We start from the raw sequence: 16,895 nt of genomic DNA, 5'->3' as shown, positions 1-16,895 counted from the left end.
CAAAAATAAAAAGCTTGCAAAAACGAAAAAAACCCTTGTGTAACAAGGGTTTTTCTGTTTTACCGCCATTATTAATCTGCACCTATCTTATGCCGAAAACGCTCTAGGAGAGATTCGAACTCCCGACCTGCAGTTTAGGAAACTGCTGCACTATCCGCTGTGCTACTAGAGCCTGCTTCTATTATAGTAACGCTGGCGGCCGTTTTTTTCAAGTCTACAGCCCTCCGAACACTTTATAGGCGGCTCTCGTCGTATCTTCATCTATTCCAATATAACGCATTGTAATAGACGGAGAAGAATGATTCAAAATCCTCTGCAGTTCAGCAATGTCTTTTGTCCTCTGATAAAAATGATAACCGAACGTCTTTCTAAGCGTATGCGTCCCGATTTCCTCCAACCCGCAAGCGGCAGCCGCTTCCTTTAATATTCTGTATGCCTGAATCCGGGATATGGGCTTATTCGTCCGTTTCGATTTAAACAAATAGTCATCTTCTTTCATGTCTTTTGTGTAAGCGTATATGTCGGCCTTTAAAGACTCCAGTATCAGAATTTTTCTTTTCTTTCTCGTTTTGCTTTCGGTTGCCCACACATGGTCTTTGTTCCTTACATCCCTCACGCGAAGCGGCAGAACATCAGAAATCCGCAGTGCGCTGTTCATGCCGAAAATAAATAAAAAATAATCACGATCACTTTTCTTCATTAAATACTGTTTGACTTCCTGGATCTTCTCCAAACTTCGGATCGGCTGTACGATATGCATCAAAAAACCCCTTATAATTAGTAAAGTAACATATTGAGAGTTATGTTACTATTATAGCCGAAACCCGTTGAATGATAAAGGGTAAAGGCTCTTATGTAACATAATATACATAGTGTTACATAAGGTGAATCAGATACACAGTTTCAACAAATTACTCAAAAACATCATTTTCAGCCCGATGACGAGCTTTTAAACAAATCGATACTTAAGGTATTAAAAAATGAAAACAACAGCCTTAAAATGAAATCTGAGCATCCGTTTTTTTGTGAGCAACCGAAAAAATGCAAAAAAAAGACACAATATGAAATTGTGTCCTAGTCTTCATCTTTTACATCAATGTCTTCAGGAAGCGGCTCATTTAAAAACTCTTGAATCATTTCCTTATATTTTTCCAGCTGTTCGAGATGGGTTTGAAATTGTTCCTTGTTGATTAAATATTGCTGCCCGTCATGGACGGCCCTTATTTTATTCGTCAAAACAAGATTGTGCACATATTCTTCAGGAAGACTGGTAAACTCAGCTGTCTCTTTGATCGTTAAATACATGGCTCACGTTCCTTTCATATGTCATGTGAGTGAATTCTGTTTTGTTTATTGTAGCTTATTTTTTGTCTTTATGCTTGTTTCACAGCTTTTTCAGTCCGGTTTCCCATTTAGCCTATTTGCGACTGATTACATTCACACAGAAACCCCAACTTTTTGCACACCGGACTATTCCGTTTGTCACTTGTGAAAACAGCACATTTTACTTACTCTATAATTGTAAGCGGAAAACAAAGGAGGCAGACTATGAAAAAGAAAAAGTTTATGAATCTCTGTTTTATCGTTCTGCTCAGTACTTTGCTCGCGGCCGGAAGCATCCCTTATCACGCTCAGGCTAAGAAACACCCGTTTTCCTATGACGACTACAAACAGGTAGATGTCGGCAAAGACGGCATGGTTGCCACCGCCCATCCTCTCGCTTCACAAATCGGTGCCGACGTGCTGAAAAAAGGCGGCAATGCAGTTGACGCCGCGGTTGCCATTCAATTCGCATTAAACGTAACTGAACCTATGATGTCGGGAATCGGCGGCGGCGGATTTATGATGGTTTATGATGCGAAGACGAAAGACACCACCATTATCGACAGCCGGGAACGCGCACCGGCAGGCGCAACACCGGATATGTTCCTTGACGAAAACGGCAAAGCCATTCCTTTCTCCGAACGCGTTACGAAAGGGACTGCAGTCGGTGTTCCGGGAACATTAAAAGGACTAGAAAAAGCGCTCGACAAATGGGGCACACGCTCCATGAAACAACTCATCACCCCTTCCATTAAACTTGCCTCAAAAGGCTTTCCGATCGATTCGGTTTTAGCTGATGCCATCTCAGATTATAAAGACAAATTATCACACACTGCTGCAAAAGACGTATTTCTTCCGGACGGAGAACCTCTGAAAGAAGGAGACACACTCATCCAAAAAGACTTAGCCAAAACATTTACAGCTATTAAGTACAAAGGCACAAAAGCATTCTATGACGGTGCATTCTCCAAAAAGCTAGCGGAAACAGTGCAGGAATTCGGCGGCTCAATGACAGAAAAAGACATTAAAAACTTCAATGTGACGATTGACGAACCGATCTGGGGAGATTACCAGGGCTATCATATCGCAACTGCTCCTCCTCCAAGCTCGGGCGGTGTTTTCCTGTTGCAAATGCTGAACCTCTTGGATGATTTTAAGCTTTCTCAATATGATATCCGTTCTTGGCAAAAATATCAGCTTCTCGCAGAAACGATGCATTTGGCTTATGCTGACCGCGCCGCATTTGCCGGGGACCCAGAATTCGTCAACGTCCCTCTCAAAGGTCTCTTGAATCCAGATTATATCAATGCCCGCAGACAGCTGATAGATATTGATAAAGTCAATAAAAAACCGAAAGCCGGCGATCCTTGGGCCTATCAGGAAGGTTCTGCAAACTATAAACAAGTGGAGCAGCCGACTGACAAACAAGAAGGCCAAACGACTCACTTCACGGTAACTGATCGCTTCGGCAATGTCGTATCTTATACGACAACAATTGAACAGCTGTTCGGTTCCGGCATTATGGTTCCCGGATACGGCGTTGTGTTGAATAATGAGTTAACAGACTTCGATGCGGTGCCTGGCGGCGCAAATGAAGTGCAGCCGAATAAACGTCCGCTCAGCAGCATGACTCCGACTATTTTATTCAAAAATAACGAACCCGTCCTGACTGTCGGCTCCCCCGGCGGAGCAACGATTATTTCTTCCGTCCTGCAAACGATCCTGAACAAAGTTGAGTACGGCATGGATCTGAAAGCGGCGGTCGAAGAGCCGAGAATTTACACAAACAGCATGACATCCTATCGATATGAAAAAGGAGTGCCGGAAGATGCCCGCACAAAACTGAACGAAATGGGGCATAAATTCGGCAGCAGCCCGGTTGATATCGGTAATGTGCAAAGCATCCTGATCGACCGTGAAAACGGCACCTTCACCGGAGTTGCCGACTCAAGCCGAAACGGAGCCGCAATCGGCGTAAACTTGAAAAAATAACTAGACAAAAAGCCTCGTTTCTCAAGCTGAGAAATGAGGCTTTTGTTTATTCTGCACTGTATTCAGTTGAGGTTTTTTCAGACGTTAATGACGCAAGCGAAAGCACGCCGCACATTGCGATGACAACACCCGCTGATCCGATCCATGTCACTGACGCAAGAGACAGATGAGTGACAACAATGCCCCCGATGCCCGCCCCGGCTGCCATAGCCAGCTGCATCACAGACTGGTTGAGGCCAAGTAATACACCCGATGATTCAGGCTCCATCGTTGCCAAATGATACTGCTGAGCAGGTCCTGATGACCAGGCGGCGAAGGACCAAAAAATAAGCACTGCCGCCGCTCCAAAAGCAGAATGTGTCACAAACGGCAATAACATGAGCATGATAGCATGAAGCGCCATTCCGCCGGTTAATGTCATACGCGCCCCCCATTTGTCTGCGCTGAAACCGCCTGCTTTAGAACCGGCAAGACTTGCAACACCGAAAATAAGCAGCAATGTACTCAGTATTCCGCTGCCGATATGAGTGACGTTCAGTAAATACGGAGAAAGGTACGTATACGCAACCGAATAGCCTCCGAGCCAAAAAAACGTAATGGCCAGCCCGACAGCCACCTTTCGTTTCTTCAAAAGAGAAAATTGCTGAATGAGCGGCACCGGTTTATCTCCTCTTATCTCAGGCAACGCGAAACGTATAATAAGCATGGCAATGATCCCGATTGCCGCAATTCCGGCGAAAACCACTTTCCAGCCGAAAGCTTCAGACACAGTTCTTCCGATCGGAACACCGATAATGAGCGCCGCCGTAAACCCCATAATGACGGTTGCGAGAGAACTTGCCTGTTTTCCCGGGGGAGCGATTTTTGCTGCGATCGTAAGCGCGGTGACCACCACGGTTCCTGCTCCAAGCGCCATAATCACCCGTGCTCCCGCAAATAAGCCGAATCCCTGCACAAGGAAAGAAATGATATTCCCGATAACAAACAGCCCCAGAGCATAGATCATGAGCTTCCTTCTGTCCAGTTTTGCTGTAAGGGCCATCATGACAGGCGTTCCGATTGCATAAACAAGCGAAAAAATCGTAATCAGCTGCCCTGCCGCTGCCACAGTAACTCCCAAGGAACCTGCAATTTTATCAAGCATCCCTGATATCACATATTCAGACGTCCCCACTAAAAAACTGATAATTGCCAAAATGTAAATCTTCCAGGTATTTTGCACCTGACACACTCCTTCATTGATGATTTATATAAAGATATATTGTGATATATCGATATAAAGAGTTGAACAAAAAGAAACAAATCGCAATATGTCGATGTGTAGTCGGAAAAAGAAACTGAATCCCTCTTCTAAAGGATTCAGCCCTACATTTCGCGCTGAAAATAATCGGCCATCGCCTTTATCGCGTCTTCATCTCTTTTATAATAGGTGTATTTGCCAATCCGTTTTGTTTGGATAAGGCCCGCCCGCTGAAGGATGGAAAGATATTGAGAAGCCGTTGACTGTGTCATCTGAAGCTTATCGGTGATCTGGCTGACACACACTCCGATCTCATTCATATCAATGCCATCATGCGGTGCGAAGTGACGGTCCGGCTCTTTCAGCCATTGTAAAATCTCAAGCCGTGACTCATTAGACAACGCTTTAAAAACATCAATAGGTTTCATACGCTTTATTATATCGTGATTTTACGATATGTCAATGTTGTTTTTATTAAATCTCTATTTTTTGTTTTGCCTCTCTTATGATCCGGGAAATAAAATCACTCACATTCTCTTCAAATGTGTCTTCCCGCCCGTATTGCCGTACATGTACAGATTGATGGCGGCACTCTTGATCCCCCACAACCGCAATATACGGTATTTTTTTCATTTGTGCTTCTCTGATTTTATAGCCAAGTTTTTCATCGCGCTGATCGAGCTCAGCCCGGATACCCGCTTTCTTTTAAGAAAAACCAGAACGAAAAAAATTGGCGTACACAGCTGTCCTGTTTTCTCATCTTCCGTTCAGTAATGCTTTTAATCCATTCAGCAGTTCTTCAAACGCCGATGTCAAAAATAAATCACTCCGGTAGATGAATGATATATTCATATCCCGAAACTGTTCAGGAAGCTCATGAAGAAAAAGATTTTTCCTATTTTGAAAATAACGGACGGCTGATGCAGGCAGAAAGGAAACCCCCATCCCCGCCTGCACCGCCCCAATAATGGCTTCCAACGTACCGAATTCAATGATTTTATGTGCGGGTACTGCCTCTTCTTTCAGTATGTTTTTTATTTTGCGGCGGTGCGAACAGCCCGCGGCAAAATACAGAATCGGATCTCGCAACAAGTCTTGCAAACTGCCTTTCCGCTTATTTGAGACCAAGACCAATTCTTCTTGAAATACAGCGACTTGCTCAAGATCTTCGTATTCGACCGGTCCATAAACAAAAGCGCCGTCCAGCTCATAGTGTAAGACGTGCTGCACTAAGGTATGTGTATCACCGGTTGACAGAGACAGCTGTACTTTCGGGTAGCGGCTGCAATACTCCGTGAAAAATTGAGGGAGATGGACGGCTGCCGCCGTTTCAAGAGAACCGATTCGAAGCGGGCCGTTCGGATCGCCTGCCTCTTGCGCCGTTTTTTGCGCCTCATGCAGCAATTGAAGGATTCTGTCAACGTCTTTCAATAAGTTTTCACCTGCGGGCGTCAGCGTCATCCCCCGATTTGTGCGGTAAAAAAGCTGTGTTTGCAATTGCCGTTCCAGCTGCTGAATCCGGTTTGTCACATTTGATTGAACATAATGCAGGCTTTCTGCCGCCTTTGAAATACTTCCTTTGCGGGCGACAGCCTGAAAAATCTTTAAGTCTCCGCTTTCCATGTAAGGGCACCTTCTTGCTATGATTTTTATTGATAGCCGGCTATCAATTTTCATTTATTTACTGCAGCTGATACAGCCTGTAAAATCTTTCTCATCAATCATAAAGGAGAGAAGAATGATGAATGCCCTTATCATACACGAAAATGGCTTTGATTTCAGGCAGGCACCTGACAAAAGGCCGGGAAACGGCGAAGTAAAAATAAAGCTGAAAACAGCCGGATTAAACCATCGTGATTTGTTTTTAATGAAAAACCACGAAACCGGAAACCATGAATTTACTCTCGGTTCAGACGGCGCGGGAATCGTAACCGAAATAGGACACGGCGTCCGGTCTCATTTACTGCATGCAGAAGTCATCATCAACCCGGTGCTGAATTGGAAGACCGTTGAGGACGTACCAGCCGTCCCTGATATTTTAGGCGGTCCGAACGACGGAACATTTTCACCTTATGTCATCGTTCCTGCGGAAAACGCCGTTTTAAAACCCGAACACCTGACTTGGGAGGAAGCGGGCGTGCTGCCGTTATCAGCATTAACCGCTTATCGCGCCTTATTTACCAAAGGACAATTAAAAAAAGGCGAACACCTTATCCTTCCGGGTATCGGAAGCGGCGTGGCAACTTACGCCTTATTAATGGCAAAAGCTATCGGAGCGACAGTCAGCGTCACCTCCCGCAGTGAAAACAAAAAACAAATCGCACTGTCATACGGTGCAGACCGGGCGATTGACAGCTACGGTGACTGGAATGAGGCGCTGAATGGCGAAAAAGCAGATATCATACTTGACGGTGTAGGCCCCGCCTTGTTTCAACACTATCTTGACATTATTAAACCGAATGGCCGGATCGTAACATTCGGCGCCAGTTCAGGCGATCAGCTCGGATTTCCTATTCGCTCGCTGTTTTTTCCGCAGATTCATATTCTCGGTACATCAATGGGAAGCAATGAGGAATTCGCGGATATGCTGGAATTGATAAACCGCTGCGGCATCCGTCCCATTATCGACCGCATGTACCCTCTCAGTGAAGCAGCTGCCGCTTTTAACAGAATGCGGGAAGGACGGCAGTTCGGCAATATCGGCTTTCGTATAGATGTCTAAAAAAGGAGGAGCGGACCCCTCCGTTCCCTTATTTGTTTATTAGCGCTTCCGCTTGAAATTCAATATGTTTTTCTTCATCAATTAAAATCTGCCCGCAAATCGACTGCTCAAGGCTTGCAAATCGTCTCAGTCTGCGGAAGAAAACAATCTCTCCACTCTGTAAAACAAAAATCCATATGTTATCTTCCACGTTACTCTTATATGACCAATAAAGGAAGAATGAGGTTTCATTTCAATACGAAAAACCGGCTGATCCCAGCCGGTTTTATAAATAAACCCCTTTATTTACGGTAAAACAGTGCTCCCCATTAAATAACTGTCGACTTCGCGCGCTGCTTCCCGGCCTTCATTAATCGCCCATACAATCAGGCTTTGGCCCCTTCTCGCATCCCCTGCGGCGAAAACACCGTCAACATTCGTTTTATAATCCCCATATGCCGCCTGAATTTTATGATTTGCCGAATTGACACCGAACTGTTTCAATAATGGCTGTTCTGTCCCTTCAAAACCGATGGCGATGAACACCAGCTGAGCAGGCCATACTTTTTCTGTCCCGGGCAGTTCATGAAATTCATACTTTCCGAATTCGTTTCTGACTTTTTCCATTTGAATGGTGTGAATCTCTTGTAAGCGGCCCTGCTTATCGGCCACCATTTTTGTCGTCTGAATTGAATATTCTCTCGGGTCTTTGCCGAACTTTGCCTGCGCTTCTTCATAAGCGTATTCAAGGGTAAAGACGTGCGGCTGTTCAGGCCACATATTGTCGTTCGTGCGCGTCTGAGGAAGTTTAGGATGTTTCCCGAACTGGTGCACGCTGCGCGCTTTTTGGCGCAGCGCGGTTGCCACGCAGTCAGCTCCTGTGTCTCCTCCGCCGATCACGATGACGTCTTTCCCTTTAGCGTCTATAAATTGTTTGTCTTTGAAGTTGGAATCTAAATAGCTTTTCGTCGCCAGTGTTAAATAGTCCATCGCATAATGGACGCCTTTTGCTTCCCGGCCTTCAATCAGCAGATTGCGCTGCTTTTGGGCGCCTGTGCACAAAATGACGGCATCAAATTGATCTTTCAGCTCATCTGCCGTTATGTCAACGCCGATTTCGGTATTTGTTACAAAATCTATACCTTCCTGCGTCAAAAGCTTAATACGGCGTTCGACGACATTTTTCTCAAGCTTCATGCTCGGAATGCCGTACATCAGCAGGCCGCCGGCTCTGTCTGCACGCTCATAGACTGTTACGGAATGACCGGCTTGATTCAGCTGATCAGCGCTTGCCAGACCTGCCGGGCCTGAACCGACGACAGCGACTTTTTTACCTGTGCGTTTCGCGGGAATTCTCGGCTGAATCCATCCGTTCTCAAAACCTTTGTCAATGATCGTCCGCTCGATGTTTTTAATTGAAACAGCCGGATCTGAAATAGCCAGCGTACAAGATCCTTCACAAGGAGCGGGACAGACCCGCCCTGTGAATTCAGGAAAGTTATTCGTTTTCAGAAGACGCTCCAAGGCTTCTTTCCAGCGCCCCCGATAGACGAGGTCATTCCACTCCGGTATCAGATTATAAATCGGGCAGCCGGACGTAAAACCGTTGATATCAGCGCCGATTTGGCAAAACGGTGTGCCGCAATCCATACACCGCGCCCCCTGCCGCTTTGACGCTTCATCTGAAAATGGAGCCGAATACTCTTTCCAATCCTTTAAGCGAGTGAAAGGGTCCCGCTCAGCCGGTTTTTCTCGTTTTTCTTCCATGAATCCAGTTGGTTTCCCCATGTTCCTCTCCCCTTTCTTACTGTACTACCGCTTGTTTATGATCTTTGGCAGGCGTTTGGAGGACCTTTGTATTGGCTTCAAAAGCATACATAATTGCGTCTTCTTCTGATAAACCCGCCGCTTTTTGTTCTTCGATGCTGAGGAGCATTTGTTTATAGTTTTTCGGAATGACTTTGATAAAGGTTTCTGCGGCTTTTTCCCAATTGTCCAGGAGATCTGCGGCTTTTTTGCTGTTTGTCAGCGCTGCATGCCGTTTGACCATTTCTTGTACTTCTTTGATCTCCGCCTCATCCGTCAGCTTTTCAAATGAAATCATTTCCATATTGCATTTGCGTTTAAATGCTTTGGCATCATCACTCAGGACGTATGCGATACCGCCTGACATTCCCGCCCCGAAGTTTTTGCCAACTTCGCCGAGGACGACAACCCGTCCGCCTGTCATGTATTCACAGCCGTGGTCTCCGATACCTTCTACAACGACATTGACTCCGCTGTTACGGACTGCAAAACGTTCACCGGCGCGCCCGTTAATGTACGCTTCCCCGCTTGTTGCTCCGTAAAATGCGACGTTCCCGATAATAACGTTATCGTGAGTTTCACAATTGAAGTCATCAGGCGCTTTCACGATGATTTTTCCGCCTGAAAGCCCTTTGCCTACGTAGTCATTTGAATCCCCGTTCAAATGAAGCGTCATCCCCTTAGGAACAAATGCCCCGAAACTCTGTCCGGCTGATCCGGTAAAATGAAGTCTGATCGTATCATCCGGCAGGCCTTCCGCTCCGTAGCGTTTAGAAATTTCACTTCCCGTCACGGTTCCGGCTACGCGATTTGTATTATTAATCTTGATTTCAGCTTCCGCTTCCTGACCGGCTTCAATTGCAGCCTGCACCGCCGGAAGAATAACCGTCATATCAAGCGACTCGTCGATTTTATGGTTTTGCGCCGTACGGAAAGTGCGTACGCCTTCAGGCTGGTACAGCAGTGTGGATAAATCAAGCTGGCCCGCTTTCCAATGCGCTTTCGCACGTTCACTGACATGAAGAACGTCTGTCCGTCCGATCATTTCATCAAGCGTCTTAAAGCCTAACTCTGCCATATATTCACGCACTTCTTCTGCGACAAACAGCATGTAATTTACGATATGGTCAGGATCGCCCATGAATTTTTTGCGAAGCTCCGGGTTTTGCGTCGCGACACCTACAGGACATGTATCTAAGTGGCAGGCGCGCATCATAACGCAGCCGAGAACGACAAGCGGCGCTGTAGCAAAGCCGAATTCCTCCGCACCGAGCAAGGCGGCCATTACGACATCTCGGCCTGTCATCAGCTTACCGTCCGTTTCCAATACCACGCGATCCCGTAAACCGTTCAGCATCAGCGTTTGGTGAGCTTCTGCAAGACCAAGCTCCCACGGAAGACCCGTATGTTTAATACTTGTTTTCGGCGACGCGCCCGTTCCGCCATCGTAGCCGCTGATGACGATGACATCCGCAGTGCCTTTTGCCACACCGGCCGCAATCGTGCCGACACCGGCTTTTGACACGAGCTTGACGCTGATTCGCGCGCTTCGATTTGCATTTTTCAAATCATGAATCAGCTGCGCCAAGTCTTCAATTGAATAAATATCATGGTGAGGAGGCGGTGAGATCAGCCCTACACCTGGTGTAGAACCGCGGACATCCGCGACCCAAGGATATACTTTGTTGCCCGGAAGCTGACCGCCTTCTCCCGGCTTCGCCCCTTGCGCCATTTTGATCTGCAATTCATCCGCATTGACGAGATAATGGCTCTTTACGCCGAAACGGCCGGAAGCAATCTGTTTAATCGCACTTCTTCTGTCGTCGCCATTTTCATCCGGAACGAAACGTTTCGGGTCCTCGCCGCCTTCTCCGCTGTTGCTTTTTCCGCCAAGCCTGTTCATCGCTATCGCTAAAGCCTCATGGGCTTCCTTGCTTAATGAACCGAATGACATCGCTCCTGTTTTAAAACGTTTCACGATGGACGCAGCTGATTCAACTTCCTCTAATTTTAAAGGCTTGCGGTCTTCTTTGAAGGCGAACAGATTGCGTAAAAATCCGATTCGTTCTTCATCCGCTGCATGAGAATACTGCTTAAACTGGCTGTAATCATTCTTACGGCACGCCCATTGCAGGGTATGGATGGTTTTCGGATTGAAAGCGTGGTGCTCTCCCCCGTTTCGCCATTGGAATTCACTACCCGGCTCAAGAGTTTGGCTGTAATCATCCTTGTACGCCGCTTGATGGCGCTGTTTCGCTTCTTGCGCAATCGTTTCGATATCGATTCCGCCAAGCTGAGATGCAGTACCGGTAAAGTATTTGGCGATAACGTCTTCACCGATGCCGACCGCTTCAAAAATTTGGGCGCCCCTGTAACTTTGCACAGTTGAAATCCCCATTTTTGACATCACTTTCACGACGCCTTCTGTTACGCTCTTTCCGTATTTGCTGACAGCTTCTTCATACGGAATATCAAGCCGGCCTTCATCGATTTCCTGCTTATACGTAGCGTAAGTCAAATACGGATTGACAGCATCGGCACCATACCCAATGAGAGCCGCAAAGTGATGAACTTCACGCGCTTCCCCGGATTCAACGATAATGCTTGCTTTTGTTCGCAGGCCTTGGCGGATCAAATGCTGATGCAGCGCACTGACGGCCAAGAGCGGCGGAATCGGTGTCAATTCCTTACTCATTGCCCTGTCAGATAAAATCAACAGAGATACGCCTTCCTTGATCGCTTTTTCCGCCTGCTGAAACAAATCCTTCAGGCCTTTTTCTAGGTCATCGGAAAACAGCGCGCGGATGTTCTGGCTCTTAATGTCAGGGTGCACGAGTGTTTTCAGCGCATAAAACTGTTCGTTTGATAATACAGGAGTATACAGTTTAATGCGGCGGGCATTTCTTTCACTTGGATGCAGCAGATCGCCTTCGGCTCCGAGCCATGTCACCGTGGAGGTCACAAGCTGCTCGCGGATCGCGTCAATCGGTGGGTTTGTGACTTGAGCAAACAGCTGTTTAAAGTAATGAAACAGTGATTGGGCGCGATCGGATAAAACGGCGAGCGGCGAATCATTTCCCATAGAGCCGAGCGGGTCCTTGCCTTCTTTAATAACAGGAATTAAATACTTCTGGATATCTTCATACGTATAGCCAAACGCTTTTTGACGGACGAGAAGATCATCGAATTGTTCCTCTTCCCGGATTTCCGGGTCAGGATTCACTTGAACCAATTCTTCTTCAAGCCATTTTTGATAAGGGAATTCATTGGCAATTTCTGTTTTCACTTCTTCATCTGAAATAATCCGGCCTTCCTCTAAGTCAATGAGCAGCATTTTTCCGGGCTCCAGACGTTTTTTATGAAGAATGTTCTCCTGCTCAACTTCAATAACGCCAACCTCGGATGAGAAAATAATATGGTCATCTTTTGTCACATAGTAACGTGCCGGACGCAGGCCGTTACGGTCAAGGATGGCGCCGATTTGTTTTCCGTCCGTAAACGAAATGGCGGTCGGCCCGTCCCACGGCTCCATTAAAGAGCTGTGATATTCATAAAAAGCCCGTTTCGCTTTAGACATGTGAGTGTTTTCCGTCCATGGTTCCGGAATCAGCATCATTGCCGTATGTGCCGGTTTCCGCCCTGCCATCACGAAAAATTCAAACGCATTATCAAGAATGGATGAGTCACTGCCCTCGGCATTTAAAATCGGCAGCACTTTGTGAAGATCGTCTCCGAAGCTTTCTGAAACGAACTGCTGCTCCCTCGCTCTCATCCAATTGATGTTGCCCCGGAGCGTATTGATTTCTCCGTTATGAATCAGATAGCGGTTCGGATGGGCACGTTCCCAAGTAGGAAAGGTATTTGTGCTGAATCTTGAATGCACGAGTGAAAATACAGATACGAAGGTTTCATCCTGCAAATCCAAATAAAAAGCGTCAACCTGCTCAGGCGTTAACAACCCTTTATAAACAATAGTCTGGCTTGACAAGCTTGCGAAGTAAAAATCAAGCTGTTCTTGAACGCCCCAATTTTCCGCCTGCTTCCGGATGACATACAGTTTGCGTTCAAAAGCAAGGCTGTCTTTCAAATCGTTTGCGGCTCCGATAAATACTTGACGCACATATGGGCAAGTACTTTGTGCCACTGTTCCGATTTTTCCGACATTTACAGGGACGGTTCTCCAGCCGAGAACGATCTGTCCTTCCTGCTCAATGAATGCATTCACCTGTTTTTCGATCTTTTTTCTTTCCTCTTCATTTTGCGAGAAAAAGACCATTCCTACCCCGTAACGGCCTTTTTCCGGCAGTCTCATTTCTCCGCACTCTTTCTTAAAAAAAGCATCAGGGATCTGAACCATCAGGCCGGCGCCGTCACCCGTATTCGGATCACTGCCCTGTCCTCCTCTGTGATCCAGCTGGCAAAGCATCTTCAGTCCTTTTTTGACAATGTCATGTGAAGGTTTCCCTTTTAAATGGGCATACAAGCCGATTCCGCATGCATCGTGCTCAAATTCCGGACGGTAGAGACCTTGTGCTTTCGGCATTTGATTGTAAGTCATAATTCCTCTCCCCCGATCAGTTTCCGTTAATTATCGGTCATAAAATCTGACAACTTTAAATTAATTGTAAGTTTTCAAAACAATATAAACAATATATAATTTAGATCAAATACATCTCAAAATGAGATAGATAGGTGTGAACGCAATGGAATTACGCCAGCTTCGGTATTTTATGGAGGTAGCAGAACGGGAACATGTGTCAGAAGCGGCTGATCATCTGCATGTCGCACAATCCGCTATCAGCAGGCAGATTGCAAATCTTGAAGAAGAGCTGAAAGTCACTTTATTTGAACGGGAAGGCAGAAATATTAAATTAACGCCGATCGGCAAACAATTTTTAGAACATGTTAAAACGGCGATGAAAGCAATTGATTACGCGAAGGAACAAATTGATGAATATCTTGATCCGAATCGCGGAACCGTCAAAATAGGATTTCCGACGAGCCTTGCAAGCCAGCTTTTGCCGACGGTGATTTCGGCATTTAAAGAGGAATACCCGAACGTTGAGTTTTTGCTCCGCCAGGGGTCTTATAAGTTTTTAATCGAAGCGGTAAGAAACAGGGATATAGATGCGGCGCTGCTCGGCCCCGTTCCGACGGAATTCCCCGACATAACAGGCAATATCTTATTCACGGAAAAGATTTACGCGCTTGTTCCGCTGCACCATCCGCTTGCCAAACAGAAAAATATTCACTTAATTGATCTGCGCGGCGACCAATTTGTTTTATTTCCTGAAGGGTTTATTCTCCGTAACATGGCGATTGACGCTTGCAGACAGGCCGGCTTTGCGCCGCTTGTATCGACGGAAGGCGAGGATTTAGATGCCATTAAAGGATTAGTCTCCGCGGGGATGGGAGTTACTTTATTACCTGAAAGCACCTTTGCAGAAACCACACCCCGGTTCACGGTCAAAATTCCGATTGAATTTCCTCAAGTGAAGCGTACCGTAGGCATTATTAAACCAAAAGGAAGGGAACTGGCTCCGTCTGCAAATGATTTCTATCATTTTGTCATTCAATTTTTCTCTAAACTTGAACAATATCAATAAAAAACAAACCCGAGCTTCAAAACGAAGCCTCGGGCTTTTTCATATTTTTATAGATCTTTCTCAGCCGATCGGAATGGATAGTTCAACGTGGCAGACAAACGCTTCCGGATCAATGACTGATTGATCGGTCTGTTTGGGCGGCGTTTCTTTAAAAGTCTTCAGCTGGGCTGAGGAATAGTTGACGATGCCGAGTCCGAGCTCTTCTCCCTGCTGATCAAGCAGCCTGACAACCGCTCCGCTGCTGAATCTGCCCTTAATCTGCTCGATGTCCTGCGGTGACAGCTCCATATTTCCGTTCGCGATATCGCGGCTGCTTTCTTTTTCCATCACAATTTCGCCTTCGGGGCCGGAATTAAATGCAAGCCATTGTTCTTTGTGGTTTAACGGCAGGGTTCCTTCCGCTTCAAAATAAGTTCCTTCAGCAGCCTCATCTACCGCTTGAAGCAGAATGTCCGGAATGTTAGCCTGCCCGAGAAAGCCTTTAATACCGGAGGCCATCACAATTTTAAAAGCATCCAGTTTCGAACGCATTCCGCCGGTTCCCATTTCACTCCCGGCATCTCCCGCGCTTGCTTCTATTTCCGGAGTGATGTCACTTACATGTCTGATTCTTTTCGCTTTCGGGTTGCTGCGCGGATTATCATCATATAAACCGTCAATGTCTGATAAAATCACAAGCATGTCGGCATCAATTAAACCTGCCACCTTCGCTGCGAGTGTATCGTTATCTCCGAATTTCAGCCGATTGACTGTGACCGTGTCATTTTCATTAATAATCGGAATAATGCCCCGTTCCAAAAGGACGTTCATCGTATTGCGCACATTATGGTAGCGGTATTCATCGGAAAAGTCGCTTCTTGTAATTAAAATTTGTGATGCGACATAACCGTGCGCTAAAAACAGCTTTGAATAAGCCTCCATTAATAATCCCTGCCCGATGGAAGCGGAAGCCTGTTTTTCAGGGAGGCTTTCCGGTTTCTGAATAAATCCAAGCTTCCGATAACCTGCCGCCACTGCGCCGGAAGATACTAAAATCACTTCATAGCCGCTGTCTTTCAGCTGTGCGATTTGATCCACCAATGCTTCCAGCTTTCTTCTGCTGATTTCCCCGTGCAGGCTCGTCAGTGAGCTGCTGCCGATTTTCACCGCGACTCTTTTGATCTTCGTCCGAGACGTCACTGTATCACTCCTGTTTTTTAACGATTATAGTGCTGCCGTTTTTTCAATTGTTTTGCTGATCTCAATAGAACGTTCGGTCGCGTGTTTAATGGCTTTGGCAATGGCTTCTCCGCCGCCTTCTGACCTGAGCGCATCGAGGCCGGCTTCCGTCGTGCCGTTTGGAGAGGTGATGTTTTCCCGAAGCACATCCGGTTTTTCACCCGTTTCCATCAGCATTTTAGCTGCGCCCAATAACGTTTGCGCGCCGATTTTGCGGGACAGCCGTTTGTCTAAGCCGGCTTCTTCACCTGCTTTTTCAATAAACTCCATTAAATAATAAAAGTACGCCGGTCCGCTGCCTGCGATGCCGGTGAAAATGTCCATCTGATCTTCTTTGATCACGTACACGTCCCCGAGGCATTCCAAAAGGGATACCGCGGTTTTTGCTGAACCGTAAGAGACATGGTCTCCGAAAGCCGCAGCTGTTGCCGATTCGCCGATCATGCTGGATGTGTTCGGCATCACTCTTACAACAGGCTGACGATCATGTAATGATTGTTGTATAAATGAGGTTGTTATGCCTGCCAGAACAGACAGAATAATTTGATGAGGTTGAATACGCCGTTTCAGCGTAGCCAGAGCGATTTCGGCATCCTTCGGCTTCATGGCTAAAATAAAGACATCAATATCTTCGGTTTTCATGCTGTCAAAAGCAATGCCCTGAATTCCGTACTGATGTTCCAATTCAGCGAGTCGCTCTGTATTGCGGCGGTTTGTCACGCAGATGTTTTGGTTGGGAATTTTTTTTGCGCGGACCATGCCTGATATCATTCCTTCAGCCATTGATCCTGCTCCGATAAAAGCAACTTTCTTTTGATCTAAGATCGGTAACATCTCCCTTGTTCGTATTTTGTTCGTATTTTTCACACGTTTTTTATGTTACCACTTCAAGAGTCGATGTCAAGTTTGAAGGTTTTATTGATATGTATTGTTCCGAGCCTGCTATTATGTATAATGAATCACAGAACATACCTTACAAACCTTTTGAGCCCGGGAGGCCGGGTGCGTT

General features: G+C 46.3%; 12 protein-coding genes, 1 tRNA gene and 1 pseudogene. 3 read left to right on the top strand and 11 right to left on the bottom strand.

Annotated features, from left to right (window positions below; all coding sequences use genetic code 11):
• Window positions 1-99 precede the first annotated feature (99 nt).
• From BXO87_RS15865 to BXO87_RS15855, 3 genes are all read right to left on the bottom strand, one after another.
• A tRNA-Arg gene (locus BXO87_RS15865) sits at window positions 100-172 on the bottom strand.
• A 42-nt stretch (window positions 173-214) separates the two neighbouring features.
• Window positions 215-760, bottom strand: coding sequence for a site-specific integrase (locus tag BXO87_RS15860; protein ID WP_003153850.1), 546 nt, complete (start codon window positions 758-760; stop codon window positions 215-217).
• A gap of 314 nt (window positions 761-1,074) precedes the next feature.
• Window positions 1,075-1,305 (bottom strand): excisionase family DNA-binding protein, encoded by a 231-nt coding sequence (locus BXO87_RS15855; RefSeq protein ID WP_003153848.1) that lies wholly within the window; start codon window positions 1,303-1,305, stop codon window positions 1,075-1,077.
• A 243-nt stretch (window positions 1,306-1,548) separates the two neighbouring features.
• Here BXO87_RS15855 and ggt point away from each other — a divergent pair, with 243 nt between their 5' ends.
• Window positions 1,549-3,315: a gamma-glutamyltransferase gene (ggt, locus tag BXO87_RS15850; protein ID WP_038458344.1), complete on the top strand. Its 1,767-nt coding sequence runs from the start codon at window positions 1,549-1,551 to the stop codon at window positions 3,313-3,315.
• 46 nt (window positions 3,316-3,361) lie between these two features.
• Here the strand turns inward: ggt and BXO87_RS15845 are convergent, their stop codons facing one another.
• The 4 genes and pseudogenes from BXO87_RS15845 to BXO87_RS15830 all read right to left on the bottom strand — a co-directional run bounded on the left by BXO87_RS15845 (window position 3,362) and on the right by BXO87_RS15830 (window position 6,178).
• Complete coding sequence (locus tag BXO87_RS15845; protein WP_038458346.1) at window positions 3,362-4,537, bottom strand: MFS transporter; 1,176 nt, start codon at window positions 4,535-4,537, stop codon at window positions 3,362-3,364.
• 143 nt (window positions 4,538-4,680) lie between these two features.
• The gene (locus BXO87_RS15840) at window positions 4,681-4,983 is read right to left on the bottom strand and encodes an ArsR/SmtB family transcription factor (protein ID WP_003153841.1); all 303 of its coding nucleotides are present in this window, start codon (window positions 4,981-4,983) and stop codon (window positions 4,681-4,683) included.
• Window positions 4,984-5,029: 46 nt separating this feature from the next.
• A pseudogene (locus BXO87_RS15835) lies at window positions 5,030-5,260 on the bottom strand (His/Gly/Thr/Pro-type tRNA ligase C-terminal domain-containing protein); the annotation flags it as partial.
• Window positions 5,261-5,311: 51 nt separating this feature from the next.
• A complete protein-coding gene (locus BXO87_RS15830; protein ID WP_038458352.1) occupies window positions 5,312-6,178 on the bottom strand; it encodes a LysR family transcriptional regulator in 867 nt (288 codons plus the stop codon).
• A gap of 118 nt (window positions 6,179-6,296) precedes the next feature.
• Here BXO87_RS15830 and BXO87_RS15825 point away from each other — a divergent pair, with 118 nt between their 5' ends.
• Window positions 6,297-7,277, top strand: coding sequence for a zinc-binding dehydrogenase (locus BXO87_RS15825; protein WP_038458354.1), 981 nt, complete (start codon window positions 6,297-6,299; stop codon window positions 7,275-7,277).
• A gap of 285 nt (window positions 7,278-7,562) precedes the next feature.
• Here BXO87_RS15825 and gltD read toward each other — a convergent pair whose 3' ends face one another.
• Both gltD and gltB read right to left on the bottom strand, forming a co-directional pair.
• Window positions 7,563-9,044, bottom strand: coding sequence for a glutamate synthase small subunit (gltD, locus tag BXO87_RS15820; RefSeq protein ID WP_038458357.1), 1,482 nt, complete (start codon window positions 9,042-9,044; stop codon window positions 7,563-7,565).
• 16 nt (window positions 9,045-9,060) lie between these two features.
• On the bottom strand, window positions 9,061-13,620 hold the full coding sequence (gene gltB / locus BXO87_RS15815; RefSeq protein ID WP_038458360.1) for a glutamate synthase large subunit: 4,560 nt from the start codon (window positions 13,618-13,620) through the stop codon (window positions 9,061-9,063).
• A 145-nt stretch (window positions 13,621-13,765) separates the two neighbouring features.
• Here gltB and gltC point away from each other — a divergent pair, with 145 nt between their 5' ends.
• On the top strand, window positions 13,766-14,668 hold the full coding sequence (gene gltC, locus BXO87_RS15810) for a glutamate biosynthesis transcriptional regulator GltC (RefSeq protein WP_003153836.1): 903 nt from the start codon (window positions 13,766-13,768) through the stop codon (window positions 14,666-14,668).
• Between the two features lie 60 nt (window positions 14,669-14,728).
• Here gltC and proB read toward each other — a convergent pair whose 3' ends face one another.
• Both proB and proC read right to left on the bottom strand, forming a co-directional pair.
• Window positions 14,729-15,847 carry a glutamate 5-kinase gene (gene proB / locus BXO87_RS15805; RefSeq protein WP_038458363.1) on the bottom strand — a complete coding sequence of 373 codons (1,119 nt, stop codon included), beginning with the start codon at window positions 15,845-15,847 and terminating at the stop codon, window positions 14,729-14,731.
• Between the two features lie 24 nt (window positions 15,848-15,871).
• The gene (proC, locus tag BXO87_RS15800) at window positions 15,872-16,720 is read right to left on the bottom strand and encodes a pyrroline-5-carboxylate reductase (RefSeq protein ID WP_069955906.1); all 849 of its coding nucleotides are present in this window, start codon (window positions 16,718-16,720) and stop codon (window positions 15,872-15,874) included.
• Window positions 16,721-16,895: the final 175 nt, after the last annotated feature.

Origin of the sequence: Bacillus sp. GZB (genome assembly GCF_001975995.1) — a bacterium.
Lineage (GTDB): Bacteria > Bacillota > Bacilli > Bacillales > Bacillaceae > Bacillus > Bacillus velezensis.
The sequence above is the reverse complement of the archived record's forward strand: the minus strand, read 5'-3'. Positions and strand labels throughout refer to the sequence as shown.

Excerpts from the sequence above, each read along its gene's own strand:
- BXO87_RS15830 (WP_038458352.1), bottom strand. The coding sequence starts at position 6,178 with ATGGAAAGCGGAGACTTAAAGATTTTTCAGGCTGTCGCCCGCAAAGGA.
- ggt (WP_038458344.1), top strand. The coding sequence starts at position 1,549 with ATGAAAAAGAAAAAGTTTATGAATCTCTGTTTTATCGTTCTGCTCAGT.
- BXO87_RS15855 (WP_003153848.1), bottom strand. The coding sequence starts at position 1,305 with ATGTATTTAACGATCAAAGAGACAGCTGAGTTTACCAGTCTTCCTGAA.
- proC (WP_069955906.1), bottom strand. The coding sequence starts at position 16,720 with ATGTTACCGATCTTAGATCAAAAGAAAGTTGCTTTTATCGGAGCAGGA.
- BXO87_RS15840 (WP_003153841.1), bottom strand. The coding sequence starts at position 4,983 with ATGAAACCTATTGATGTTTTTAAAGCGTTGTCTAATGAGTCACGGCTT.
- gltC (WP_003153836.1), top strand. The coding sequence starts at position 13,766 with ATGGAATTACGCCAGCTTCGGTATTTTATGGAGGTAGCAGAACGGGAA.
- BXO87_RS15825 (WP_038458354.1), top strand. The coding sequence starts at position 6,297 with ATGAATGCCCTTATCATACACGAAAATGGCTTTGATTTCAGGCAGGCA.
- gltD (WP_038458357.1), bottom strand. The coding sequence starts at position 9,044 with ATGGGGAAACCAACTGGATTCATGGAAGAAAAACGAGAAAAACCGGCT.
- gltB (WP_038458360.1), bottom strand. The coding sequence starts at position 13,620 with ATGACTTACAATCAAATGCCGAAAGCACAAGGTCTCTACCGTCCGGAA.
- BXO87_RS15860 (WP_003153850.1), bottom strand. The coding sequence starts at position 760 with ATGCATATCGTACAGCCGATCCGAAGTTTGGAGAAGATCCAGGAAGTC.